Below are 1377 nucleotides of genomic sequence, written 5' to 3'. Positions count from 1 at the left end.
ATCCGCTCATGGCGCTACCCTTAATCAAGGCCGCCTGAATGGCAGCCAAGGAGTGACAACTTTCCTGAAAGTCACCGAGCTCAGGCCGCAGGTTGAATAATCAACAGAGAGCGCTGACGTTCACGGATCTTCAGTTGCCCATTTTGTAGACAGCTCAAATATCCTCTCCATATGCACATGCTCCCATGGCGTAAGGAATAATGAGAGCGGTCAAATAGTATGAAAATTGATCTCAGATCAGATCATGGGATTGGGATCGTGGCACTATCCTTCCCAGCCAAACTTACGCTACTTCAAGACCCTAAGGTCACGATCAAGGTGTGGAGCTATCGAGACTTTTGTCAGTGATCACTTGGCTCGACCCTAGTCAACCCCGAATGGAGATTAGAACCAAGGACGGAGGGGGGCTACCATTTCCTTCCACGATCTCAGGAATTCCCTCGTCTCCAACCAGCAATCCCAATGCGACCGAACGTGACTCACTGGCAGCTCTGAAGATTCCAGCGATTATCTTTTCCAAAGTTTCGATTTCCGCCCCACTAGAGCATCGGAGCAAGGTCCATTCAGATTCCACTGGTGCTGGGCCTGAAACTGGTTTCTCAGAATCAGCAGATCTACTTGATTTTCGACCGGAGAGTGGATTGCTCCTTTTAACATCGCTTAGAAATGCATTTAATCTTTTGAGTGGCGCAAAGAGGCGTGATAGCTCTGTTAGCCCGTCCTCCATCCCTATCGCAGCATTCTCGGCCTCCTGAACAAGAGCATCCATCAAAGGGATGCTGGAGTCGCAGCGAGAATTAGCAGGGCTTTCCGCATTAATGGGATCAGAGCACGCCTCCGCTTGACCTTTTCTATTTAAAAGCACTACCTTGTATGGAATGCCAACATGAGTAAGTAGCCTGCCCATGTAATCGGAGGCGCCAAGGTCAGACTTGCTTGCTCCATTCGACCTCGCATTGCTAGTTGGCGAGACTAAACCAGCGTAGAAAGCATCAACATCCGAAAAAGGATAAAGATCTCTCTCGAAGTCTTCCAAGTTGGCGAAGTCGTCAAATGTTGCTCTTGTGTTGCATGCGGCCTGTGCCAAGCCGGTCGCAATCGCCTCACTTTCTAAGAGGCTCGAGTGGTCAAGCGCGGCATCACCGGACAATGATGCAATAAAGGCGACGGAGTCAAAGATGATTCGGCCCGTGAAGTCTCTTCTGTTAGCAGAGGAAATCCCTTTCAGCGACATTGCGCAGACTGCCTTGCGTTCATTTTCGCTTTTGGTAATCCATATCGAGAAGGAGCGTGCTCTATTGCCAAGATGAAGGGTTTCTTTTGTGTACTTTGAAGAAAATGGCACTTCTCTGGTCAGTACGTCCTCTGGCCGAGAAG

The 1377-nt window shown here is 49.5% G+C and carries 1 protein-coding gene; it reads right to left on the bottom strand.

What is annotated here, in order from left to right; genetic code table 11:
* Positions 1–367: 367 nt before the first annotated feature.
* On the bottom strand, positions 368–1377 hold a 1010-nt coding region (locus tag AC01FP_RS17620), incomplete at its 5' end, for a hypothetical protein (RefSeq protein ID WP_474482022.1).

The sequence above is a fragment of the Cyanobium sp. NIVA-CYA 375 genome (assembly GCF_056108345.1).
The sequence above is the reverse complement of the archived record's forward strand: the minus strand, read 5'-3'. Positions and strand labels throughout refer to the sequence as shown.